This window comes from Pseudomonas sp. R4-34-07 (assembly GCF_003852375.1).
In the GTDB taxonomy this organism is placed as follows: Bacteria; Pseudomonadota; Gammaproteobacteria; order Pseudomonadales; family Pseudomonadaceae; genus Aquipseudomonas.
Genome location: NZ_CP027760.1, coordinates 2,181,898 through 2,205,950, shown reverse-complemented (window position 1 = coordinate 2,205,950; position 24,053 = coordinate 2,181,898). Strand labels below are relative to the sequence as shown.

The 24,053-nt window shown below is 50.3% G+C and carries 22 protein-coding genes; 3 read left to right on the top strand and 19 right to left on the bottom strand.

Annotation, left to right across the window (positions count from 1 at the left end; all coding sequences use genetic code 11):
* Positions 1–191 precede the first annotated feature (191 nt).
* The 19 genes from C4J85_RS10240 to C4J85_RS10150 all read right to left on the bottom strand — a co-directional run bounded on the left by C4J85_RS10240 (position 192) and on the right by C4J85_RS10150 (position 19,397).
* Positions 192–452 carry a phosphopantetheine-binding protein gene (locus C4J85_RS10240; protein WP_124406854.1) on the bottom strand — a complete coding sequence of 87 codons (261 nt, stop codon included), beginning with the start codon at positions 450–452 and terminating at the stop codon, positions 192–194.
* 50 nt (positions 453–502) lie between these two features.
* Positions 503–2,194: a hypothetical protein gene (locus C4J85_RS10235; protein WP_124403759.1), complete on the bottom strand. Its 1,692-nt coding sequence runs from the start codon at positions 2,192–2,194 to the stop codon at positions 503–505.
* Positions 2,195–2,203: 9 nt separating this feature from the next.
* On the bottom strand, positions 2,204–3,262 hold the full coding sequence (locus C4J85_RS10230) for an IpaD/SipD/SspD family type III secretion system needle tip protein (protein WP_164487594.1): 1,059 nt from the start codon (positions 3,260–3,262) through the stop codon (positions 2,204–2,206).
* 44 nt (positions 3,263–3,306) lie between these two features.
* Positions 3,307–4,518 carry an IpaC/SipC family type III secretion system effector gene (locus C4J85_RS10225; protein WP_124409521.1) on the bottom strand — a complete coding sequence of 404 codons (1,212 nt, stop codon included), beginning with the start codon at positions 4,516–4,518 and terminating at the stop codon, positions 3,307–3,309.
* 12 nt (positions 4,519–4,530) lie between these two features.
* Positions 4,531–6,318, bottom strand: coding sequence for a type III secretion system translocon subunit SctE (gene sctE / locus C4J85_RS10220; protein WP_164487527.1), 1,788 nt, complete (start codon positions 6,316–6,318; stop codon positions 4,531–4,533).
* Positions 6,311–6,802, bottom strand: coding sequence for a type III secretion system translocator chaperone SicA (sicA, locus tag C4J85_RS10215; RefSeq protein WP_124403755.1), 492 nt, complete (start codon positions 6,800–6,802; stop codon positions 6,311–6,313). The genes sctE and sicA overlap by 8 nt, the downstream gene beginning before the upstream one ends.
* An 89-nt stretch (positions 6,803–6,891) precedes the next feature.
* Positions 6,892–7,923, bottom strand: a complete 1,032-nt coding sequence (locus tag C4J85_RS10210; protein ID WP_124403754.1) for an EscU/YscU/HrcU family type III secretion system export apparatus switch protein — start codon at positions 7,921–7,923, stop codon at positions 6,892–6,894.
* Positions 7,924–8,700 (bottom strand): type III secretion system export apparatus subunit SctT, encoded by a 777-nt coding sequence (sctT, locus tag C4J85_RS10205; protein ID WP_124403753.1) that lies wholly within the window; start codon positions 8,698–8,700, stop codon positions 7,924–7,926.
* A 3-nt stretch (positions 8,701–8,703) separates the two neighbouring features.
* On the bottom strand, positions 8,704–8,967 hold the full coding sequence (locus tag C4J85_RS10200) for an EscS/YscS/HrcS family type III secretion system export apparatus protein (RefSeq protein ID WP_124362262.1): 264 nt from the start codon (positions 8,965–8,967) through the stop codon (positions 8,704–8,706).
* An 11-nt stretch (positions 8,968–8,978) separates the two neighbouring features.
* Positions 8,979–9,650 (bottom strand): EscR/YscR/HrcR family type III secretion system export apparatus protein, encoded by a 672-nt coding sequence (locus C4J85_RS10195; RefSeq protein WP_124403752.1) that lies wholly within the window; start codon positions 9,648–9,650, stop codon positions 8,979–8,981.
* On the bottom strand, positions 9,640–10,557 hold the full coding sequence (locus C4J85_RS10190; RefSeq protein ID WP_124403751.1) for a FliM/FliN family flagellar motor switch protein: 918 nt from the start codon (positions 10,555–10,557) through the stop codon (positions 9,640–9,642). The genes C4J85_RS10195 and C4J85_RS10190 overlap by 11 nt, the downstream gene beginning before the upstream one ends.
* Positions 10,554–11,552, bottom strand: coding sequence for a hypothetical protein (locus C4J85_RS10185; RefSeq protein ID WP_124406852.1), 999 nt, complete (start codon positions 11,550–11,552; stop codon positions 10,554–10,556). The genes C4J85_RS10190 and C4J85_RS10185 overlap by 4 nt, the downstream gene beginning before the upstream one ends.
* Positions 11,540–11,995 carry a hypothetical protein gene (locus C4J85_RS10180; protein WP_124362258.1) on the bottom strand — a complete coding sequence of 152 codons (456 nt, stop codon included), beginning with the start codon at positions 11,993–11,995 and terminating at the stop codon, positions 11,540–11,542. Before C4J85_RS10180 ends, C4J85_RS10185 begins: the two co-directional genes overlap by 13 nt.
* Before the next feature lie 86 nt (positions 11,996–12,081).
* Positions 12,082–13,374, bottom strand: coding sequence for a type III secretion system ATPase SctN (gene sctN, locus C4J85_RS10175; RefSeq protein WP_124403749.1), 1,293 nt, complete (start codon positions 13,372–13,374; stop codon positions 12,082–12,084).
* A complete protein-coding gene (locus C4J85_RS10170; RefSeq protein ID WP_124403748.1) occupies positions 13,371–13,775 on the bottom strand; it encodes a hypothetical protein in 405 nt (134 codons plus the stop codon). The genes sctN and C4J85_RS10170 overlap by 4 nt, the downstream gene beginning before the upstream one ends.
* A 9-nt stretch (positions 13,776–13,784) precedes the next feature.
* Positions 13,785–15,839 carry an EscV/YscV/HrcV family type III secretion system export apparatus protein gene (locus C4J85_RS10165; RefSeq protein ID WP_124403747.1) on the bottom strand — a complete coding sequence of 685 codons (2,055 nt, stop codon included), beginning with the start codon at positions 15,837–15,839 and terminating at the stop codon, positions 13,785–13,787.
* 20 nt (positions 15,840–15,859) lie between these two features.
* Positions 15,860–16,993 carry a type III secretion system gatekeeper subunit SctW gene (gene sctW / locus C4J85_RS10160; RefSeq protein WP_256657473.1) on the bottom strand — a complete coding sequence of 378 codons (1,134 nt, stop codon included), beginning with the start codon at positions 16,991–16,993 and terminating at the stop codon, positions 15,860–15,862.
* Positions 16,993–18,618 (bottom strand): type III secretion system outer membrane ring subunit SctC, encoded by a 1,626-nt coding sequence (sctC, locus tag C4J85_RS10155; protein WP_124362254.1) that lies wholly within the window; start codon positions 18,616–18,618, stop codon positions 16,993–16,995. The genes sctW and sctC overlap by 1 nt, the downstream gene beginning before the upstream one ends.
* An 11-nt stretch (positions 18,619–18,629) precedes the next feature.
* Positions 18,630–19,397 carry a helix-turn-helix domain-containing protein gene (locus C4J85_RS10150; RefSeq protein ID WP_164484526.1) on the bottom strand — a complete coding sequence of 256 codons (768 nt, stop codon included), beginning with the start codon at positions 19,395–19,397 and terminating at the stop codon, positions 18,630–18,632.
* Positions 19,398–20,391: 994 nt separating this feature from the next.
* On the opposite strand from C4J85_RS10150, the gene C4J85_RS10145 reads away from it, so the two are divergent.
* The 3 genes from C4J85_RS10145 to C4J85_RS10135 all read left to right on the top strand — a co-directional run bounded on the left by C4J85_RS10145 (position 20,392) and on the right by C4J85_RS10135 (position 23,625).
* Complete coding sequence (locus C4J85_RS10145) at positions 20,392–21,531, top strand: hypothetical protein (RefSeq protein WP_124406851.1); 1,140 nt, start codon at positions 20,392–20,394, stop codon at positions 21,529–21,531.
* A gap of 1,325 nt (positions 21,532–22,856) precedes the next feature.
* A complete protein-coding gene (locus tag C4J85_RS10140) occupies positions 22,857–23,042 on the top strand; it encodes a hypothetical protein (RefSeq protein ID WP_124362251.1) in 186 nt (61 codons plus the stop codon).
* Positions 23,043–23,274: 232 nt separating this feature from the next.
* A complete protein-coding gene (locus C4J85_RS10135; protein ID WP_124403743.1) occupies positions 23,275–23,625 on the top strand; it encodes a DUF3085 domain-containing protein in 351 nt (116 codons plus the stop codon).
* Positions 23,626–24,053: the final 428 nt, after the last annotated feature.

Genomic DNA, 24,053 nt, shown 5'->3' with positions numbered 1-24,053 from the left:
AAATCGATGGAGCTATACTAGAGGCAAGAAAGGCGCCGGGTGGATAAGAAACGACCACAATAGCGCCGGAAACATCCAGCACGACACAAGAAATTTCTGACGCGCTAGTAGCGCACAGGCTCATAGAATGATTGATGCTTAAGTTGCATAATTGGATTTTTTATTTTTTTAGGACGCTTTACGGCATTACTTTACGTATTTTCGTTCAGCGCGAGCGCTGTTCTAACGTGCAAATACATATCCTCCACGCTATGACTAGTCGCTACCAGCGACACATTCAAATCAATATTAAATACCTCATTCAACTGCAAGCCTATATCAATCAAGTCTAACGAATCCGCCATAAGCTGCTCAATAATTAGTGTCTTGCTAGTTATCTTTTCTTGAGCAAGCCTGAAGTGATAGGCTAATAGTGCTCGTAGCATACTAAATTCTGGATCAATTTCATTCACCCCACGCCCTCCACCTCATATTACTGCGCTTGAACAAGCCGTGAAGTTGATCACTCAATGAACGCGAATAATGCTTGCAGTTTTTCCATTGTTTGCCTCACGTTTTCATAGTTACGTCGCATTTTAATATTGTTATTTTCAAATGACTTCAATCCACTTTTCAGATCCAATGCAAATTTATTCATGCGGCCGCTGTTCAGCATTTGACTTAACGTCTCAAAACTGGCACTGGAAAGACTTTGGGTATCGTCAAAATTACTCAAATCTCGCTTAAGCAGGTTAACAGCATGCCGTTGATTCTTCGTGTCAGCACTAGAAACCTGCAAAGAGTAACTCACAGCCTTGAGTATTGCAGCCAGGCTCTCGCGCGCATCGAGCATAATGCTGCCGCGTTTACTAAAGTCCCGATCAGTCCAAGGTACGTATGTTACATTTCCAAAACTCAATACACTCGCTGGCGAGTTTGGATTGAGTTTATGTCGGAGTTCAACATCATCATTTTTTTTATCGTGTTCAGGGCTGTTGAGAGTCTCCCGATCAAGGGTATCATTTCGATCTCCGTCAAACTTTTTAATCAGCGCACTAACTGAACTTTGACGATTCAACGGCGACTGTGACGGCGGCGGCGGCGGCGGTAGCGAATTCAGCTCTGCAACATTCGACTTATCGTTAACGTCCTGCGGCATGTCTAGCGCATCAGTTCCAGCAGGTATTGATTCATCAGGCACGCTCTGCTCTGAAGTTTTTTTATTTATGGCAGTTGGCTCATGGCTATTTGCCGCGCCTGCCAGAGCTCTCAATAAATCTGCGCTAATATTAATGTTCTGCACATTTGAGTTCGTGATTCCTGGTGTGCCTGGCGCATTTCGGCCTCTTCTTTCGGGCGCGGAGGTCGAGCGATCGGTCCCAGAGCCACCGTCGCCCACCAGCTCTTTCGGCGATTTCTCAATCAGTGGACGGCGAAGATCCACTTCGGTCATTACGAACTTTACCACCTCAGAAAGTGAAACGAAATCCAGCACACCGCCTGTTTTACCCTCTGTATTCGTTCTTCTCAGATCAGCCATCGTCTCAGCGGCCGACTGGCTCATGATTTTACCTTCAGGCAATACGGAACCAGTAGGAATGGAAACCTCCCTATTTTTCAAATATGCGGAGATAGCAGGCTTACCAAAATTTTTGTTAACATCAGCATAAAACCCGTAGGCTTCTTCATAACGTACCTGCTTCGCCACAGACTGTTTTAAAGCGTCAAAACTTTTAACCAGCGAGGCAGACTTTGAGTCAGACGCGATAAGCGAAATTCCTTCTTTTAGTTTACCTGCATTATCCTCCAAAAAGGTATTAAGCTCGCCAAACAACGTCACGGCGATCGATGGCATATTGGCAGCACTCACAATTACCACCCGCTGCAAATCATTAATTTCACGCAATTGCGAAGCGCTAAGTTCTTGGTAACAACTATTGGCTCTGGAGGAAAAATGTGCTTCCCTATAGTTCGATGCCAACTCATCCAAAGCACCCTTCAAACTATTGTGCTTTCCAAGTAATGAGTCCAATGATCCAGCACCCACTGCATTTCTTAAATAATGTTGACGCGCCGCAGTGTCAGCCCTTGATAAAAATTGTACTTGCTTGTCTGCATTACCTCCTTTAACCACCTTTCCATCCAAATGATTTCGGATAAGAGAATTAGCCCTGCGAAACGGTATGGCAATATTTGAAGGAGAAGTTGATCTCATATCAGCTGCCTACTTCAAATTATTCATAATCTGATTATTGGTCTGCTCAATTGCGCTAATGCTTGATGACAACGTTTGAATAAAGCTTCTCACCAAGCTTGCTGCAGAGTCCAGTTTGTTTGTGAACTGTTGAAGCGTGTTTTTTAGCTCTTCCTCTTGGCTACCAAAACCTGTTTGCCAAGCTGAATACTTCGCGTGATCCAAAAAGGCGTAGTCACTTCCTGCGGTATCATCTGGCAACGTGTCTATCATTTTTTGTATAGGGCTTAAATCCATCATTATGATGCAGCCCCCATCGTCATTCTCAACGATAACACCGGAGCCAAGTTCTTGGACCCATTTCTCCGCTTCTTCGCGGCTTACCACACTCACATGACCATCTTCCTGAGGCGGATACAAAACACCTGTAGGATGGCGCTTGTACTTAGCGAGTATGTCCTCCAATGCTGCCTCAATCTCACCAACCCAGACATAAACTGTTTTGTCATCAGCATCGATCCAACCAGACATTTCCGCAGTGATATTCTTATTAAAATCGGAATACAAGGCGGCATATTGCTCAACAACAAAAAAATAAGACGCTTGATATTCTTTATCTAACTGCTCAATGAGTTCTACAATTTTATCTTCTAAACTTTTCTCAACCTCCCCGCTCCGCCTCATATCTGGCGGTACCGTAGAATTTAACTGCAACGCTGTATTTATTGGCCTTAGACACCCCTCAAGCCTCACCAAATCAAAAGCACCAGAAAACAACGCCTTCTTTACGTCTAACAACGCGCTGGTTTTAGACACAAGCGCCTCCTCCAGCAATTCCCTTAGCTTTCGAGAACCATCGCCCTTATTGATATCGACCATTCTAAGTTTGAGCTGAAGTGCTTCGACGCTATTCGACCATAGCTGAACACTGCGCAGAAGGTCGTGTCGATTCTTCTCAGTCCGGTCTTTTTCCACACCCGTCGTTAATTTGGCGCTGACCGTATCCTCTCGCACTGAACCTGACTCACTTAACCCATACACACTCGAAGGGCGTATCGAAGCCCCCGTAACAACGGCTATACCAAACATACGTATCCTAATTTTGACCATACCGGCCGATAGCGAAATTAAATTTAGATTTTGCTAGCAATATGATTCAAAGCCGCCACATCTGCTTTACGATAACTGTCATAAAGTTCAAGTAATTTCTTGATCAGATCGCGGCTATAGCCTTCTTCCGTACCAGACGACTGCGACAGCGAGCTCATCACCGAACTGGCCGCTTCTTTAATCATCTGATCTGCCTGCAGGGCCATGGCTTCAATCTGTAGTGCGCTGTTCATAGTCATACCCAGCACTTGCCCACTACTCATCAGCGTTTGCGCTACCAGCTTTAGCTTTTCCGCTTTGAGCATGACTTGCTGGTGCATCTGCTCCAGTTCATTAACACGCGCCTGATCATCCAGCAGGTCGCGCTTCATGATTGCTCGCTCTTCCGTTGTCGTCTGGTGCCCGCTCGGCGCGAGTTGCATTTCTTCGGTGCCCGCTCCTTTGTGACGAGTTAATGATTTAAGATTATCTTGGGGATTAATTTGAAGTCCGCCGGAATCAATGGTCAGATTCTTATTTTGAATCTTCAGCCCCAGGTCATTCGCGGGCATTTTATTCTTTTTCAGTGTGACACTTTCTGTATGAATGGCTTTAGCAGAAGCGACAGCACCACCCACCGTCATCGAAAGCGACGTTGCACTGTTGGCAATGGCGGCATGAAACAGTTGTTTACCTTCTTGAACTTTGGCCGCTGCCTTTGACAGCATCTGTTCGAAAGACATGATCGCATAGGCTGATTTTTGTTTACCTTTTGCGGCCCTCGCCTCGAACTCGACAAACAATAACAGTTGATACAGCAGCGCTTGTCGCCCCGTCAGCGTCAGCGGGTCAAGGAACGCCTCAGTTTTTTCCGGTTTCTCAGTTGCGGCGCGAACGGCTTCTGCAAAATTGCTCTCGATGGATACCTCGGTTTCCTGGCTGATTTCCCCGACATTCCCGGTTTTAGGGCCGAGCTTGTCGGCCAGTCGTAAAGCCTCAGGCACCATCTCATACAATGCAATCCTGAGCTTTTGTTGCTCAGCCAGTGTGGGTAGCTCAGCGAGTCCGGCTTCCTTGATGAAGTTCAGTATTTTTTCTATTTGCGGATTTTCGACAGTTACCTGTGCACCAGAGACTACTGCATCGGAAGAAAGCGTCTCAGCGATCGCAAGACGGCTTTCGTTATGTCGGCTCGCATCAACCGCTTTGGTGTTTACAATGGGCCCTTGAGAGGCGGATCCAATATTAATAGACATAGACAAACCTCATTAAACCGAACGGTTAATTTTATTAACGACTGAGTGCGCCACTGCGAACTGATTTTCCAGATTATCGATCGCTTTCATAAACTGACGCTGCACGTCCTGGACAGCCTCGTGGATCATTTGGATCAATTTAGTCAGCATCTGTTGAAGTTGCTCAATATCCGCGCGACTCAACTCAACTTCAGACAAGGCTTCAGCAGCCTTCATTTCACTGTGCCCCTTGACGACATTCATTGATGCCGTAGAGGTCGCGCCTACGGTTTGAACGCCCGTGCTCATACCATCAAGTATTTTCGAATATCGCTGTATTGAAGCCGCATCACTCTTGAGCCCAAAAAACTCACGCGCCTGGGTGCCGACCTTACTTACAGCGTGGCCCATGCCACGCCCGGCCCCACGCGCGAATTGCTTGACTAGGTCCGGTACCAGCTTATCCATCAATTTGCCAAGGGCTTGCTCAATGCTCTTCTTGATGCTGCTCTGGGCTATCTTCGCCCCTACTTTGCCGGCAGCAGCGCCGCCCAGGACGACAGCGCCCACCATTGCTGCCGCAGCGAGAATGGCGCCGGTAATCATGCCGATCATCTCGGCTGCCGCCGAATCCACACCCACAGCTTTTAATAACTCGGTGATACCTTTGCCCAACGCTTGAACGATAGGGTTGAACACATGCTCCATGATTGGATTGAGTGCGGCCTCCATAAAGGAGAAGTCAAACAGTGCCTTGCTCACCATATCGCCGGCCATGAGTGCGAGCCCTACAGCTGCGACTGCCAGACTCGCGCCACCTGTGAATACCGCGCCCACGACACTAATTGCCGTAAGGATCCCACCCAAGACTTTCCCCAGGCACCCCATGGCCTTTTGCATTTCTTCGGCCTTGCGTACCTCTTCCAGGTACTCGTCGGACTTTTTCTCCAGATAGGCTTGGCGTGCCTTGCTCATTGATTTGTTAAGTTCAAACTGCGCCTGGTTGTCCGCCTCGATCGCCTCCGACATGATTTGCGCAACGCTCAACATCAACTTAAGCAAGAGCCCGGTATTATTTAAGGTTTTTTCAGCGTTGGCACTGTCTGGCCCTGTCAGGCTTTGCTTTCCTTTCAGTTGCTCTTTCAGTGCTTCAGCTTCAGCCTGCTTGGCATTTGCCTTCACCAAAGCATCGTTGTGCGCAGAGGTAGCCGCTTTAACTTGACCGCTTGCCTGGCTCAGTTGCTTGGCTGCGTTATCACGCTTGGCCTGCGCCGCTGCATACAGCGGATCATCCGGATCCATTGCATCCAATTCGGCTTGCGCATGATCCAGCGCACCCTGGGCCGTTTTCTGAGCGCCGAGTGCGCTGTTCAGGTTTTTTTCAGTTTGTTCGGCATCCGTTATTGCTTCGGACGCAGCGTCCACGGCGCCTTGAAACTCCTCGGAACGCTTGGTGCTACTTTCTGCGTGCGCGGCGGCGAACGATCGCAGGATTTCCAGATTGCGCTTAAGGGTAGCCGTGGTGACCCCCTCGACAAGCTCCATGACAGCCGCGAGCACGAGCATGAAATGCTCCTGGGAACTCATGCCTTCTTTTTTTTCATTTTGTACCGGCATACGCAGCATCGGTGCAGACGGATCAAATCGGCCTTGCTCCGTGGACTGGCCCAAGACCACAGTCGCCAATTGCTGCGCCGAGTCTTGCGCCCGCCGGACAAAGTCCGGACTGGCGAAACTTGCTTTCTCGGTGTCCACACGCTGCTCCTGATTCAGGTATGCACCCAAAACCCGCGTATCTCTCACCGCATTGATATTATTCATCATCGTCCTCGTTAGCGCTGGTAGCTGCAGCCTGGCGCATCGCGTCCAGATAGATCTGTGCCTTTGCGCACAACTCAGCGGTTCCTCGCTCAATGACCAGTTCAAAACATCGTCGAGCCTTGCCCACTCTTCTCAAGGAAAGTTGACATTGCCCTGCATGCAGCATCGAGCTGTAATCAGCTTTGCTTTGTGCAAACACTACCGTGTACATATCCAAGGCTTTTTCGAAGCGCTTCTGCATTTGGTATACAGCGGCGAGCCCCATCCAGTAATCGGTATTGTTAAAGTTATAAATGCACAGGAACCGGAAAAACTTTTCCGCGTCTTCCAATCGTCCCTGACAGTAAAAATCATAGGCATAGCCGTAGAGGCTCTCCATTTGCCCTTCTGAAATACCATGCAGGTCCTGCAGGGTTGCGCCCTCCAGAACGGCTTGCATTACATCCGCTGCTACTTCGTCATCATCTGACATCTGCGAACTCATTTACGTAACTCCTTTGCCGGTTCGCCGGACAGGTTCATTAAGCCAAGCTCTAGCTTTTGGTTCATTCACAAATCACTCATACGTAGGGCTCAGGCGTTTTCCACCTGCTCAAGCCACAGCAACAGCCGCAGCACTTGCTCGACCTCGTCCAGTTTGATCAGGCTGTAACGCGTGTGCGTTTTGAAGATACGCCGCGCCAACGCCACATCAGCCACCACTGGCACCCCCACTTTTTCAGCATAACCACGCACCGCCAAGGCTCGCTGATTGGTTTCCATCACGGAGATAAAAGGAATGGGCAGTACTTCTGGGTTCATATAAATACCCACCGCAATATGGGTAGGGTTAGCAATGACTACCTTGGAGTTGCGTATATCTGACTTGATCTGCTCGGACAGTAACTCTCGATGCAGTTCCCGGCGCCGACCTTTCGTTTCAGGGCTGCCTTCTTGCTCCTTATGCTCATTTTTTACCGACTGCTTATCCATTCGATGTTCCTTGATGAACAGGAAATATTCGATCAGCATATCCAACAGTACGATCAGCAGAATGCAGGCGAGCCATATCAGCATCAACGAGAGTAAGAGACTACCCCATACGGCAAATAGCCCACCGATAGGCGCATAGACGAGCGAAAAAATCCGATCACGTACAACCTGCCAAGTAACGCTTACCGCGACAACAAAGCTGATGAGGTATAACAGCGATTTAATCGCTTCCTTGACGGTACGCAGGCTGAATAGCTTTTTAAAACCATTTACTGGGTTGAGGGCCCCCAGGTTCAACTTCAGCGCTTCGGAGGCTAACTGGAACCCGCTGAGCAATAAACTCGGCAGGCCGGATGCAAGCAAGCAAACCAGTATGATAGGCGCCACAACTTTAAACGCGTGTAAAGCAAGCCCCATTATATAGACCGATGGGTCCAGGCTGAAACCGCTTTGAATATAGCGCCGGTAGAGCGCCATTAATTCCAGCAACGATACGCTGCCCACTAAAAAGGCAATGCCGCACAGCATCAAACAGGTAGTCACCAAGTCTTTGGACTTAAATGTCTGGCCGCGCTTTGCCGCGTCCCGTAGGCGTTTTGCTGTGGGCTTCTCGGTTTTTGAAGACGCAGACATTTAATCGACTCCCGCGTCTATCCAAGAAGCAAACCCAAGTGAATTATGAGCGAGTCGGAGAATTTCATCTGGCAAGTAAGCACCGAAATACAACAGAACCATCAATAGTGCGATACTGCCTTTAATCGTCAGCGACACTGAGAAAGCGTTCATCTGAGGTGCAAAACGCGACAACAAGCCGAGCACGACTTCACTGAGCAATAGTACGGTTACGACGGGTGCACTCAATAACAGGCTACGGGTGACCAAGCCGTCAAGCATTCCTAATACAGGCGGGAGGCCAGGCAGGCATGCCCCCAAAGGATCGCAGAGCTGATAACTTGCTTTCAACGTTTCAACCATCAGCAGCAAGCCGCCACCTTCAAGGTAAACCGCCGCTGCAAATAAATTGAAGAAGTTCGCCAGTTCTGAGGTATCCACACCATTAGCGGGGTCTACAGTACTGCTCAGCATGGCCCCGCGCTGGTTATCAATCAGACAACCGAGGGCATGCAATGCCCAGAACGGCCAGCAAAGCAAGCAGCCGAGGAGCACGCCGACGCCTGCCTCACGCAGCATCAACCCCATGTAGTGCAAGCTATCCATGGCCGGCAACTCAGCAGCGGAATACGGCCAAAGCGCAAATGCCACCAGCACAATTACAGCGTTACGAGCCACACCGGATAGCACACCGCTATTGAGGAATGGCAGCATGAAAAACACCGGGGCCAATCGTGCAAACCCAAGGGCCGCCCCGGCCAACCAGAGATGTAAATCGAAGAATAAGGGCAATACCATACATTAACCTGTATGGCGCAACGCCAAGCGGAACGCTTCACGAGAAAAGTTGAGCAACGTTTGCCCGTACCAGCCAGACAACATAAACATACATAAACTGACCGTCAGCAATTTGAAACCGAAGGGGAGCGTCTGTTCTTGCAACTGGGTCACTGTCTGGAACAAACCAACCAGCAACCCCACCACCGTCGCGGCAATCACGGGAGGGGCAGAAAGCATGAGGATCAAATAAAGCGTTTTGTTCCCGACAAATACCAAATCGTTCATTGGGCGTCTCCCTAAAAAGTCAATTCAAGATATTGACCAATTAGCCCTGTGGAAAGCAGGGTCCAGCCATCCAATGCAACGAATAGAATGAGCTTTATCGGGACCGATATAATTACCGGACTCATCATCATCATCCCCAATGCCAGCAAGATACTTGAAATTACAAGATCAACAATGACAAAGGGAAGATACAAATAAAATCCGATTTTAAAGGCACTTTTTATTTCGCTTAGCGCATAAGCTGGCAACAACGAAAATAAAGAGGCACGCGGCGCCTCGGCGTCGGCATAACCTTGCTCTCTCTCTACTCGATCCTCTCGCTCAAGCTGGGCGCGTTCAAAAAATTGCGTTAACTCAGGATCGGTGTGTTTTTCCAAATAGACACGGTATTCCTGCAGACCGGTATCGGTGAACTCGACGACTGCGTCGACGCTGTTGAAACTAACCGGGTGCTCCTGGTAATAGCTATAAGCTGAATGCACCACTGGCATCATTACGAAAAACGAGAGCAGCAACGCGACGCCGTTCAATGTCATATTTGAGGGTACTTGTTGCAACCCTAAGGCGTTACGCAGCATGACGAAAACGATCGAAAACTTTATATAGCAGGTTCCTGACGCAATCAGAAATGGCAACAGTGTCGCGAACGACAGCAGTGCAATCATTGAGATGTCATTCGACATGCTCGTTACCTTCAATAAACAACTCCATTAACTCAACGCCCAGGCTGCCATCGAGTTGAACTAATTCTCCTCGCGCCAAGCGAAGGCCATTGGCTCGCAGCTCAACACTCCGCTCAGCACCTGGCACGAGGGGCAGAATCCCTCCTTCGTTCAGTGCTTTCAGCTCGCTGAGGTCAAGTACGCTTTCTTGCAGCACAAACTCCAGGCGCACCGGTAAATGCCCCAGATCAACGACCGAATTAAGCCTGTTTTTTTCATGTGTCTTTTCGAGCGTGTGCACGTGTATTCCCTCTCCGGTTAGATCAAAGTGGCCAAGGCGACGGCCCGCCATGGTGAAGTATTGCGCCTTATCGGCCAGTAACAGTACGCCGCCCTTAGCCAATCGACGCAGGATGGGCATACTCACGTCGGTATAGCCAAGTACCACACTTATAGGAAAAGATAATTTCGTTAGTCTGCGCTCAAGCGAGTTATTCATCGGTGTGAATATCTCAGGCAAGGCCGATAACCAAAGTTGACCAAATGGTGTCTGTATACTGGGTAATTTTTTAACGCCGTAGTCCGCTCCTCTTTGTATCTCGCACGAAATAACACGTTTAATCGCCAACTCATTAAACGGCAAGTCCAGCGGTTGGGGCGATGCAGCAAATAATTCAACAATACGTTCGTTAGTTACCCCCTGCGGCGCATAGCCTGCGAGGCCAGGTACTGCCGCAGCCAGCCATTCACGGGGTTCCAACAGACCACGCCAGCGGCCTTGCAGCGCCTCGGCCTCGAAATGCAAATACTGCGTAGCAGAGCACAGTGAAGCGGCCTTCAACTCATTACCAGCAGAACCCCAAAGTGCAAGTAGACGCTCGTCGTTGCGCTCTTTCGGATCGTAACGACGCAAGGACAATTGTCTCATCCGCTTTGCTCCTCGGCCGACTCTTCTTCTTCGTAGCGATGCCCGTTTCCTCCGCCCTGGCCTTGATCCTGAGTCAATCGCCAGGAGGGCTCACGCGCCGCCGGAAAGTGGTGTAATAGCTCACGATGAAGCCCTGGATCATTGCTACTGATCTGTAGCCGCATGCCGGAATCATGCTCCTGTCGTTGCACCACCACTTGGCCAAACGCTTTTGGAGAGTTGAACTCATAAACGAGTTTGCTCCCCCCTTCGATCGGTGCAGCTTCCGTTTGTATGCGCTGCTCCCCTGGGAGCTGCGTACGCGGCTGAGGCCCGACGATTTCGGAGGGAGTACTTCCAATACTCAAGTAAGCGCCTGACCGCGCAGCAGGGATCGACTGGACAAGCTCAGGTTGTGATGGGGTGTCATTAGTCGCGGTTTGCGCTGTGGCTAAGCTCCAGACGTCGAGGCCTTGGTGAATAACCACCTGGTCACCCGATGCCCGTTCCACCGGGCCATTCATTACTGGTATCGCTGCCGAAACTCGCTCATGTACTGGCTTTTCCACGGCGATCCTTTTCACCTTAGAGGCGGCAGCGCCCGCCTCTACAAAACCTTCAAGCGCTGGCCGATGAAACTTCAAGCGCGGCGCTGGGCTCTCCACCTGTTGGAACGAATCTACTGCGAACTTTGAGTGGTGAACATCTGATTCCAGTGCTTGCGTATTTGCCGGTGCTTTTATCGAGCTCAATGGACTCTTTTGTACATCGACACTCACCTGTACTTTTTGCGCCTTATCCAGCATATTTTGGTCGCCGCCCGCGAAGACAACAGGGACATGCGCCAACAGCGCTCTCAATGTTTCCGGCAGTTGATCAACTTGGTCTTTTATCAAGTCATCCTCCCTAACTGCGAACTCTAGAGCTTGGTCGAGCTGATCCGCAATAGCGTCATCCTCAACAGACAGTGGGACCACTTTAATGCTGAGGGACGGGGGGATATTTACTTCGCCCATGGGGTTAGCTCCTCCTGTTCTAGTTCATCACGGCACAATGCGGCGAGCCTACGCGCACGCTTAAGTTGCACCAGCCGATGTTGGTATTTCTGCTGCTTTTTCACACACACTAGGTACGCTTCACGGGCGTTGGCCAGTTCCGGTTCTACTATCTGCTTATCGGCCAGCAACCGAGAACGCTCTAAGGCGAGCACATGCATCTGGCGACGAATAACTGCTTGGCGGCGCTGGACCTCGAACAGCTCTCCCCTGTCCAGCCGTTTTGAGCTCGGATCATGAGAAGCTAATAACGCCTTCAAACTACATACACGCTCATCCATTTCATCTACTTGCCTTGAAAGACGCGTTATGCGCTCACTAATCCGAGCCATGTTGGCCTCGTGGCGCCGTTGGCGCTGCGCCACACCTCGCAGCAAGCGGGTCATACCATGAATATGGCTCACAGCTGCTCCTGTATCCGCCTTTCTCGGCAGCTAATACTGGGGGGTCAAGCCGCTTTAAGTCTTGATTGGATATTGATTGGGGAACATCAACTCACCAAGCGTTGCAAACTATCCAGTGTCTCGCTCCACGCACACTCTTCAGCCATAGGTTGGGACAACCATTCGCGTATTGCCTCCGAACGGTCCATGACGAAATCATTTTTAGCATCGAGCCCAGGCTTGTACTCGCCTAGATCGATCAGTATCTGCAGATCGTCAAGACGCCCGAGCATCTCCCGCAATTTCGCTGCCAAGCGCTGATGGTCGGTATCAGTAACTTGAGCCGCAACCCGACTGGCACTGCGTAATAAATCGATCGCGGGGTACTGGCCTTTTTCCGCAAGTGTACGGCTGAGGTAGATATGACCGTCGAGGATAGAGCGGATCTCCTCAGCAATAGGATCAGGTTCGTCATCGCTTTCCAGCAGTACCGTGCAAAAGGCCGTGATGCTACCGCTCTCTGTTACGCCTGGCCGTTCCAGCAGGCGCGGTAAACAATCGAATACAGAGGCTGGATAACCCCGCCGAGCGGGTGCCTCACCCGCCGCCAGTGCCAGGTCTCGCCTAGCCCTGGCATAACGTGTCATGGAGTCTTGGAACAACACTACCCTCCCCCCTTGATCGCGAAAGTATTCGGCAACGGTGGTTGCCAGCAGCGCAGCATTACAGCGATCAACGGATGCTTGATCAGAGGTTGCATAAACGACTATGCAGCGACTGCGCTTGGGTGAAAGGCGCAATGCCTCGACAAACTCCGTCACTTCACGACCTCGCTCGCCGATCAAACCGATGACGAAGACATCCGCCTGACAATGTTCAATTAACATATTCATCAAGGAAGTCTTACCCGAACCGGCGGATGCAAAAATGCCCACGCGTTGCCCGACACCGCAGGTTAAAACGCCATCGATCGTGCGTATGCCGGTTATCAGCGGTTCACGCACTGATCGGCGCTGAAAGTAAGGCGGAGGGTCAGCATCCAGTGGTAGAAGCACGCTCTCCCTGCCGCTTGCCGGCTCCGACAGACGTTCGACAACTTGACCACTGGCGTCAATGACCGTGCCCAATAATTGCGCGCTGCAATTGAGCTGGGCGCCCCCTCCCGTGGGCAATAAGATGGATTCGCGGGATAAACCTCGCGCTTCACCCAACAGGCTCAGTAAAACCGTATCCGCGCGAAAGCCTATGACTTGCGCCTTAGCGACGGACGTCTCATCCAACCAGTGTCGCCGCACCTCACAGAGCTCGCCAATAACCACATTGCGTAAACGCGCCTCTAGGATCGGCCCCGCGGCTCGTTGTGGATGAGCGCCGCAGCGCAGTATTGTCCTACGCTTCACTGACGAAGAGCTTCACTGCAATTTGTAAGACTTTCTAGGAATTGATCGAGCGCCGCGGCCATATGTTGGGGATCGCCCAATGCCATCTCACCGAGCAATACTCGCAGTTCCAACACACCATCAAGATTCAGCAGCTGTGCCTGCCGAGGACGCGCATAGTCGCAAGGACGCATCAACTCAGTCAGCAGCGCATCCGAACAGTAGGATATCTGGGAAGCAGAAAACTCACCCAGTTCAGACCAGATCCAAAAGTCATTATTTTCTGAACCAATATAAACGCTCGGCAGCCCGTCCAGCTCCAAGGCAATAGTAGAGTAACCATCAAAATTACCGATCTGGCCCCCAGTACAGCCACTATGTTCCAATGCTCCTCGTACGAGCACACCAATATCTAAATTCATGACTTATCCTTATATCTGTTGTAGAACATCAACCGACACACTATCGGAAATTTCACCAAAGGACATAACATCTAATTCCCGATAACGCGCTTCAACGAGACGCTTAATATAGCGACGCACGTCGACAGAACAGAGAATCACCATATCCTTGTGCGGAATTTTAACTCGATCCATGGACAGCACAAGGCGATCCAACAATCCATCACTGTCGGTGGGCTCCAAGTTTAGGAAAGAACCATTTGACGTTTGCCGAATGCCCTTACGCACTACATCCTCAAAGTCTGCCGATAACATCAGGGCCCGCAACTTACCCTGCACGGTAAATTTATTACTGATGTAACGCGCCAATGCCCCACGTACGTGTTCCACTAACGTCAATACATCTTTTTCTCGAGAGGCCCAGTGGGCGATGCTTTCCAAAATGAGCTTCATATTGCGTACTGAAATACGCTCAGAGAGCAAACGCTGTAGGATTTCAGCGATTTTCTGCACGCTGGCATGCCGATAGACTTCCTTGAGCAAGTCGGGATATTTAGCCTCTAACTGGTCAAGTAATGTCTTGGTTTCCTGCACGCCAAAGAACTCGTTGACGTTGCGCGCCAAAAGCGCAACCAGGCAATGATAGGTTTCATCGTAGGCAGGCCTCAGGTCGTAACCCAGCGCGACGAGACGTGTCTTGTCTTCCATCCCCGCCCAAATCGAGACCTGCTTATTACTGTCCTGACCCACCGTAAGGTCCAGCCCCAGACCTTCAAGCTCATCAGAATGGTTAAGGACGCGCAACCGCTCAAAATGAATATCGAACTGATCTGCGCGCACCTCGTTGATCAGTACACATACTTGGTCAACGGGCATATTTTCGACACTTCGCAGGCTCAAGTCGGGGATACGCACTCCATAATCGATAAAGAACTGGCTACGTATGCGCTCTCCAAGGCGGTGCACGCGCAAGTCTTCTATTTGCGTCGGTGCGACCAAGAGAATAAGAGGAACGGTTTCACTCGCAGTGGCTTCCAAATCTTCGATCAAACCCAGTGCACCTTCCTCTCTGGCACTACCCTCTGCCGTACCCGAATCGGATGAGGTACCGGTCTGCGCCTTGAGCGTAGCCCTGTGACGGAAAAAAAGTAATAACCCCAGCGCCAGTGCCAGTACGGCAAATGTCAGTGTAGGGAAACCAGGAAGCAAGCCTACAGCCAGGGCCAACACCGCAGTTACGCCGATCACAAATGGATGGCCAAGTACCTGGGCAACAATGTTTCGGCCTAGATTCGCATCATCACCATTGACGCGGGTCACAATAAAGCCAGCGCTGATAGCGATGAGCAAAGCCGGTATTTGGGCGACTAATCCATCGCCGATGGTCAGCATGGTGAATGTCGAAAGCGCGGTTGAAAGGTCCATCCCCAGCTGCGCCATACCGACGGCGATACCGCCGATGAAGTTGACGAAAATGATGATTATCCCGGCGATAGCATCGCCTTTGATAAACTTCATGGCGCCGTCAAATGAGCCATACAGCTGACTTTCACGCTCCAGCACACTTCTTCGTTCGCTCGCCTCGTCAGAGGTGATTGCCCCGGCCTTAAGATCGCCGTCGATACTCATTTGCTTGCCAGGCATCGCATCAAGGGAAAACCGCGCTGCAACCTCTGCAACCCGCTCCGAACCCTTTGTAATGACGATGAACTGCACCACCGTCACAATTGAGAAAATGACGAACCCCACCACTAGGCTGTCGCCAATCACAAACTGGCCGAACGACGCAACGATATCGCCTGCGTCAGCCTGCGTGAGAATCAAGCGACTGGTGCTGATGGACAACGCCAAGCGAAACAAGGTTGTAATCAACAGCAACGAAGGGAATGTCGAGTAATTAAGAATCCTCTCAATATAGAAAGAACCCATGAACACCAAAATGGAAATGACGATATTCAAGCCAATTAGAAAGTCCACCAACGGTGTTGGCAATGGAATGATCAACATGGCGATGATCATGATCATCAATGTCAGGATCAACAATTCCGGACGCGACTGAATATTGCGTAGCAAAGAATTAAGCATAAGAGCGTAGTGCTTCCACGTTATAAACTGTCGGGGCAGCAGCGCCGCCGGGCTAAAACTTCCGTTTCAAAAGCGATGCTCATCAAGACCTCAAACCGCTCTTGCAGCAAACCAGGTATCTCGTCATCCTCGTATAAAGCTGGCGGCAAAAGAGAACATCCGCGTCGCACCGCCCCCAGTAAAGCCGCGCGTTGATGCGGTTCAGCCAGAATCACCGCCTCCCCTAGCACTCCATACAGCAATTCGTCCAACTCTTCGGGCGCCTGCAACAAGCCAATAAGGAACAGCAACCAGTCAGACTCGCAGCCGTTGTAACGCCTGGTTATTTCGTCTCCGAGCATCCGTCCCACGAATAGAAGATCAGCCGAGCGTAGGCATTTGAGTTGATTCAGCTTCTTCAGTAGCTCGCCAAACTCAGTTTTAGAACAGCTCGGTTCCTGAGCATCTATATCGGTTAACAGCGCCGCCTCGATAAAATCCAGCACGACGGTACGCTGCGTATAACCATACAGCGCGATCCAATTTTCATAGTCCAAGACTGGCCCATGTTCATTTTCAAGAAACTCACGGTAGCTTTGGCGCAAAAAACCCGGCTTGAGAGCCATTGCCTTGCCAAACAGTTTTGCCTTCAACGCGCAATTGATACCCGCCCGCAGACGCTTGGGCGGCGCTTGGACCACCAATGTTTCCAGCATCTGCTCAAGCTGTTTGCGCTGAGCCTTATCCAGATTTCGACGCCGCAATAATTCACTCAGAACCAGCGCCAGGTCGCTGTCATCAGCGAACAGGCTACGTGCTTTTTGAAGCAATAGTTCAAGCGACTGCCCGCCCGATTTGGCAATACTTAAAATCTGTTGGACCCTCGGAAGAAGGTCTTCTTCGAGTACACGCTCAAAACTATCGCTAAGACTTTCTCCTTTGCTCTCAAAGCGACGACGATTCAACAAACTGCGCATCCCTGTTGAAAGCTCATCAACGCTCTGCATAAATTTTTGCAGTTGCGCGCCTGGCGAGGTGTCCTCAATCTGGGAATCAGCTCCATTCTCGGCCGCTGCCTGAGACTGTTGCGCTTTCGCTTCTCGGCTTTCTCGCTTGATATGCAGTTGCTGTTGATGCTGAGGAGAGCGCCCGGCCGAGGGTATAGAGGTAACCATCAGCGGCCTAACGCCTTCAGAAGCTTGGCATCCTCTGCACCCCAACGCCCGGAGTTCGCTGTCCCAGTCAGCACATCTCCATGTGATTCAAGAGGGGAAGTGATTTCCTTCGGTTCGATCAAAAAGACCCGAACAGTATTCGTTTGCCGGGACTGCCGATAACTAAACAAGCGCCCAATAAACGGAATAGAACCGAGCACAGGGATCCGCCCTATTTGCTCACCGCTCTCGTCTCGAGTGTAACCACCCACCAACAGGCTTTTACCAGCAGGCACACGCGCCACTGTACTGATATGGGTGCGCCCTACTGTAGGTAAAATAGCACCTTGGGTTCCGTTTTCTGCCTGCTTAACTTCATTGCCGTCTTCAATACTCAACGACATTTCGATCTGATTATCAGCAGAGAACCGTGGCAACACGCTGACCAAGGTACCGTACGTTATGTGCTGCAGCTCCACACTGCGTTCACCGATCAGCTGCGTATAGAACGTACGATTATTATCAAAGATGGCCGGCGTATTTTCCTGGGTAAGTAACACGGGACGTGAAACCACACGAGCCCGGTCTTTTCGCTCCAGTGCAAGCACCGATGCGACGAAGCTCTGACCATCTAGGGTACTGAGAGAACCTCCATTTAGGGAAACAGAGATATTCCCACCTAAGTTTGCCGAGCCCTGCCAGCTCACGCCTAACTGATCAAGATCTTCTTTTTGCAGATCAATAATCCACAACGCAAGTTCAACATGGCGTTTCTCTTCATCTAGGGCCCCTACAAGATTTTCTATAAAGCGCACTTGTTCAGGCAAGCCCTTGACCAAAAGGCTGTTATTATCTGGATAAGCCATGACACGAATATTCCCGGCCGCTAGTTCCCTTGGAATAATACGGGGCAGTTCGCTCGCGTCTTGCGGAGCTTTCTCTGCCAGCTCCTTCAGCGTAAAATCCGACAGCTTTGTTGAGCCCGGTCGGGTCGAATCCACCCCCTCAACCGCCCGCTGTTCATTACGCAACAAACCCTCAATAACGGTTGCCATACCGGGAATAACCACATTGTTGTCACGCAGCGCATACGAGCGGTCGCCGACGAATGTATTCTGCAGACGAATCACGCCAATACGCTGTCGCCCCAGTTCAAGATCCGAGCTGTTCTCATCCATCAGCTTGGCAGCTTGGCTAATCAAATCTACGTAAATGGGTGGCCCGGAAATATAAAAAGTACGTAGGCCATCGCTGCGTAAAGGGAACCGCGCATCATCCAGGCCAGAACGTCGCAGAAAAGCATTGAGCTTCGTCACTGTTATATTATGCAAGGAAACAACCGCTCTCTTTGCCTCAGAGGCCTCATACAAATAGATCGATTGACCATCGTCATACCAGATCAAGCCCATTTGTCGAGACAGCTTTCCTAGCAAAACCTCAGGCTGCTTGAATACGAACTCTCCGGTAATTGTTCGGCGTGCAGCGCCTTTACTCACGACCACCGGCTTCCCCAGCTCGCCTGAGAAGGCCTCAAAAAAGGTTCGCAAATTATCTTGCCGCGCAACGTACCCGTCAGCGGCATATACACTGGTAACCGAGGTTAGAAAAAACAAAAACCCCAAGCCTAATCTAGTATGTAACTTCATTATAACACTGTTCATTTAGCTGCCAACTTGGTGATATCAGACAAGCCTCGCGGTGACACCCCAAGCAGCTCACTCATTTCCCGAGAAAAATGTGCGGAAGAAGAAAAGCCGTGATTCAAAGCAATCTCGACAAGCGTATGTTTACCTTCTGTCAAATCCATTAATGCACGGGCAAGACGCCAATCACGCAATTGGGTTTTGGTGGTTTTCCCAATAACTCGACGGCATAAGCGGCGAAAATGAGGCACTGACACCCCATAACGCTTGGCCAAACTGTGCAACTTTTCGGCACCGGTGCCACTACCCCATAAAAAGCTGACCAACCCATAGGCCTCCGTTCGGCGCAGGTAGGCCGCCAACCGCAAATAACTGTGCGAAGCACACCAACCTTGCTCTAGGTACCAAGACTCAATATCTGATTGCCAGTTGGTAATTTCCAGGGCAATAGAATTAAACGACTGCGATGTAATTACATCTTCGCCAGGCAGCACTCCCGACTGATCAATGAACAACTGCAATCGAGCCAACGTAGCGAGGCTCACAGACTGCACATGGCCTGCACCGCAAATCACCTCAAACCCGGTGCCGACCAGCAAGCCGTGCCACCCGGCGGAAAAATCGTAGTGCTCTTGGCATGCGTCCTCAGATGAAACATTGATTAGGGATATGTCTTCAGTCCCGACAGTCAAACGCCAAGCAAAAAGCCCATCTTTGACCGATGCGAAATCTGTAGGCCATGAGCTTCCCGTACGTACGGAAGAACCTTCATATATAGACATATTGATACCCATCAACCTAAGCAAACATAAGCATACTTATTAATCAGCAATAAAACTTGAGTAGATTATGATGGCACCAAAAAAGTATGATGATCTACCCAGCTCGTCCATCACTGAAACCTGCCCCCACCCATCCGCAAGATACGAAACAATTCTTCCCCGGGGAACCTGAACACATAATTAAGAGATTACTAAATCATTGCTCGACCGCTCTCTAACCGTAGAGGCAGCTTTCACCTTGTTGCTCCTGACGGCGGCCATAAGCAACGTTAACAATACACCATCGGCCAGCTCATTAATTATTGCATGCAAATACCTGCCGCTCTATCGAGAAACCCCTATAATCGCTTCGGAAATTTCCCTTGCCCCATGAGAAATTTCAACGCAGACGTCTCAGGGGAGCAGTTATCACAACTGCAACTGCAGCGGACGTATTCCACCAATAGAACAATCGCACCCCTTCCGCACACGAATAAAAAATTAGAATGGACACATGTTACGAGGAGTTAGATGTCATATTTTCCAAAGTGTGATTATGCACAGACCTGTGCTGCTATGAACATGCGAGCCCACAGAAACCTCCATGCACTATATAGAAATTTCCTTGCTGAATCGAGAAGCGTCTCATACTCTTAGCGAAGGCACTACTCAAAAATTGAACCGCGTTAGAAATCCCACATCCTCAAGGATGATTTCATTCATACGCATCATTCATGCAGGTATTAAAAACCGAGGTTTAACTAGACGCAAGAGCAATGCTAGCTGAATCGCTTTATGCAACTTTAAGTTTTTTGGCTGACACAATAGAAAATACCTGACGGAATTTACTGACCTATGCGATTTTATACTCTACCCAGGCCCCAAAACACAATTTAATGCTGCTTCGCCACAGCCAAGCATATGGACTTAACTCTATTACTGAAATATTGGAGAAATTTAAATAGTTTAGTACTTGCCTGGCTCATCAATTAACGAATCGAACAAGTGGGAATTTATGTCGCTAAGTGTCACAGATCGTATCAGCATCAAGTTTCACAATATAACGGGAGGCAACATTTCTTCAGGCAGAACGTTACGTATTGCTGAGGGCCTGAAAGAAACACAAAACATTCCCGAAAAAATCGTAAAGTTACTTTCGAGGAAAGTTGGAAAGCACCCTGAACTGAAGCAGTTTATGCCTCAAGAGGTCAATACAAATCTTGCGAAGACGCATGCACTTAGCGCTGTAGAAATATACAACAAAGGAATAACCCAAGCGAAAAATGAACTGACTGGACTGCAGAAAATGATGAATGGGCACCATGAGCATGTGCAGAAAATTTCAAATTCTATTCTTCACAACAATATAGGTATTGAATTCAGAGCTGAAGTTGGGGGGGTTTTGAATGAGTTGGGTAGTGGTTTTTCCAACATCCTTAAACTAGAAGAAAAAATCAATAACTTGAATGGGGATAAATATGCTATTAAGCAAAAAATAGCTTCGCATCAAAAAACTAAAAGCAACATAATCGACATGTATGGTGAGCGGGGCTCACTGTCGCCAGCCTGGGGTAATGCCGATAGAAGCATTTCAGCGCTTGAGGGGAAGATGTCAAGGAAAAATACCGAAATCAAGACTCTGGAAAGTAGCCTGCTAGATCACCGAGAAGTTTTAGCGCTCTCAGTTATTACGGTTGCCGAACGCAGGAAAGATCTCGTTAGTGACAATACCCAGCCACTGGTAAACTCATATAAATCAAATTTTTCGGAGCTGCAGTCTATTCCATATAAAGCCAATCTTATTGAAAAGAGTATTATTGAACTACAAAACCAACGTGAGAATGCGGTCGAACTCGCTGATAGAATCGATCATATACAGCTGTTACATATGACAAATAAAGTTATCACCGATACCAATACGATCCTAGAACTCACAAACAATAAAATTCTAAAATTAAAATCAAATATTGAAAACACTATGCAGGCGCAGCTTGCTAAGGCTAAAGAAATAAATATCGCCATTTCCGGCATTAAATCAAGCGACAAATTTAATGTATTCTCACAAGAAGCGCTGAGCTTACCGAACGTGCCAAATCACAAACCTGACACGACCTCAAGCAATCTAATTAAAAAACGAGCTGAACTAGCCAGTTAAGCCTTCGCTAGAATTGGAGTTGAAGAGGCATATCTTCTTCACTCACAAAACCGAATGATTGCACGTCGAGGTCTGAGCAGTCTGAGCTCTGTATACCACAGGATTAAGATCGTTTAGCGTCAGCCTGGTTCGCGCTCACCCATTACGCTCCTGCGGCAGGCCGGACTCAGATTGAAGGCAAAATATCTCAACTGAGAACGGCTGGCCAACTAACTAGACGTCATGTATAAAAATGCTCCTACCCGTCAGGAAATCACACACCTGAAATCAAATATTCTTCTCTCCCCGCTCGACTTAAGCTTAGAGATATTTGCAACAGGTCAATGGATAAAAACTGCTGAAGCAGATTCAATTCGGTACGGGCCAGGCTAAAACAAAGCCTCACATCAGGCATTTGCCCTAGCCAAACAATAAAAGGGACCTGATCATCTACGATAACGGGAGCTGTGATTTTTCGTACCGGCCGTTCTACCTCCTGCTCAAGCAGATGCACAAACCTGATTATCGCTAGGACATATATCCCCAGCAGTGATCAGCCCCTGAACCAATCGTCTTGACGGCGAGACAGTCCCAAAAAGAGCACTAGGAAACTCGCCAGCACGTACATGGCATGTAGCGCACAATAATTACATCGCCACAGGCAATCGCTCGCACCACTGCGTTGCCCATAGATCCAATATTCGCCAGCAAGGGCGATATCAATGCGCCCAGGGGATCCCCATGGTTGCAGACATCCTACGGCCATCCTCACCCGCCTGAGACATTTGCAGATGACCCGAGCATATGCCGGAATATGCCAATGGTCCTCTCGGCGCTGAAAGCGATTACCGGCACGCCGTATCGCATTGATAGACACGACCGCGATGAAATAGCGTTGGCCTTCGCAGCTATCACCTCATCGATAAACGCTATGTATTAGATAATTTTGGCAAAAGCCTCACGGTTCCAACACGCACCTCATGAAGAACAAACGCCATGCCAAATACGTCGTTATCCTGAAGCGGTGCGCTACCTGCTATTTGCGGTCAAGGAAACCAACCGTTCCGAACGCACAACGCAGCAGGAGTGGCGCAGTTACCTTCAACGAACAAAGTGTCCCCATTGGATTGGATACGTGCGGAGAGCCGGCCTCCCCCGGCGCGAGTGTGACGCTGACCGCCGCGTCGGGATATTTGCCCTGCTAAAGTACCGAGACCCAGCACCACGGAGTGTTTGCGCAGCGCCATGTGCGCTCCCCCAAGCCCCGTTTTTCCTTGGACGGCCTGAGCTTTTCCAGCTCTGTGGACGCCCTGATCCGACAGGACCGGCTCGACCCGCTACCCTATGTGCGCCGACATATCTGCGGTGATTGGGACGATGTGCGCGAAGAGCATCGACGCTACAACGGTGCGGCCGTGGCCCTCGGCGGCTACCTGCTGTCGTCCTACGCCGTCGGCGATGGATTCGACCTCCGTATCTTCACCGAATCAGCCCGGAACTTTACCGAAGTGTTCCTGCTAGATGAGTACTGACCGCCATAAACCGGTACGTCCCTCATGCGGTTTAACGGATGCCGGCTGCCACTCACCCCGACCACGCTGCCGCCATGTTCGCTGGCATCGCCAGCAACGTCCCAGGCGGTCAAAGCCTTCAAGACCGCGGTGCGTCAATGGCGTATCGGCCGCCTCATACCTTCATCCTTCCGTCAACCCAAGGGACGCCCACCCTTGCGGTAGGAGGTCCCGCTGTTGCAAGGAGACCTCCATGTCATTGTTCTTCAAAGGCAGCGATCTGAAGCCGGTGCTGGTAGAGGCCATCGCCAATCAATGCTGCATCATTTTGGTCAAGGACCAAGGTGTCTACTGGCTCGCCGAGCGGGGCGAGCGCCAAGCCGATGGACGCCAAAAAGTGATTGCCTACGCGGTCGGCTGCAATCCCGATATCGACGCGTTCGACGACTGGTGGGCGTTGGCCCGCAACGAGCTCGGCGGCGACGATTTCGGGGAATATTTCGACCCTCAGTGGGGGGCGTTCACACGCATCCTCAACGGTGAGGACGATCTTGAACTGACCGCAACAGCGACCCGCCTGATGCTGTGGTCCGTCACGCCCTAATCGGACAACCGATTGTCCCTCCAGACCTTGAGCCCCTGCCTGACGGGGGGCGCTGCGGTTCAGCCAGGCACCGCGCCCGTTTTCGTCCTACTCCTAGGGTGCCGAATGGAGTCATCACCCTATTCTCTTGCCCCATTCCCGTGCGCCCCGTCAGACGATGTTGCGTCCTGGCCACCGCCACGCCCGCAGGATGATAGCTGTGGCGAGCCAGGTGACCGGCCGCTGACACGCATCGGCGCGGATTCGCGGTTGGCGTCGGTGTGGTCCTACGGCAACTTTTCCATGCGCTGCCGTGTGGAAAACCTGCACTTCCAGATGCCGCCAGGGGTATCGGCTCTTCGAGCATGTCTACCGGGCGCGTATTTGGCGTTGGCCGGTATTTCGCCCCCCAAACTCCACCGTTTCGTTAGATGCTACCCGCGACGGCT